This window comes from Actinotignum timonense (assembly GCF_900155575.1).
GTDB lineage: Bacteria > Actinomycetota > Actinomycetes > Actinomycetales > Actinomycetaceae > Actinotignum > Actinotignum timonense.
This window is the reverse complement of sequence record NZ_LT706969.1, coordinates 1-916: the sequence shown is the minus strand read 5'-3', so window position 1 is coordinate 916 and position 916 is coordinate 1. Positions and strand designations below refer to the sequence as shown.

The window sequence follows — 916 nt, the reverse complement described above, 5'->3', positions numbered from 1 at the left end:
GGGGCTGCGGACTGTTTATTGGACATTATCGCTTAAAACCGCTTGACGATGCTCCACAATCGTTAAACCATCGAACTTCAAGGTAATACGCTTCTGGTTATAGAAGAACATATACTCGTCTATCGCCTCGCATAACTCATCGGTTGTAGCCCACTTCTTCCCGTGATAAATCTCGGTTTTCATCCGCCCGAAAAACCCCTCACAAGCAGAATTATCCGGACTACACCCCTTCTTCGACATCGACCGCGTCAACCCGTAACGCCGCGTAAGCTCAATCCAGGACACAGACCGGTAGTGGACTCCCCGATCCGAATGGATCACGAGTGGATGCTCACTCTGGCCGGCTTGTAGCTCGTTTAGACGCTGGTGCGGGAGGGTTGCCAGGGCGTTTTCAAGGGAGGAATCAGCCAACACTGAGGTTGGGTGTAATCCCCTCGTATACGCCACGACTTTCCCGTCATAACAGTCAATAATCGGGGAGAGATAAACCTTCCCGTTAGCTGCGTGGAACTCGCTGATATCCGTGAGCCAAAGCCGTCCGGGCTCATCAGCGTGGAAGTCACGCTCGACTAGGTTTTCCGGTGCCGGGCTGATCTCCCCGCCGTAACTAGAGTACTTCCGGCGTGCTTTGGCATACCTGACCGGGATTTCCTCTTCCCGCATCAAGCGCTGGATGACTTTCTCCGAGACCACATACCCAAGCTTTCTAAGCGCTAAACGGATACGCCGATACCCATACGTATACAAGCCCTCGCGCGCGATCTGAGCGATCAACTCACGCAAGCGAGCATGCTTGTCAGGCCGCTCTAGCTGTTTAGCGGTGTAATAGTACGAGCTTGCCGGCAAATCCAAGGTATCTAAGACCATGGCTAGCGGCGTGGTAGAGCGTAGCTGGTTAGCTACCCGTGTTTTCTCT

The 916-nt window shown here is 53.4% G+C and carries 1 protein-coding gene; it reads right to left on the bottom strand.

The annotated features are described in order from the left end of the window. Positions 1–15 precede the first annotated feature (15 nt). Positions 16–916: IS3 family transposase (locus CZ322_RS09625; protein WP_087071220.1), on the bottom strand; the 901-nt coding region annotated here is incomplete at its 5' end.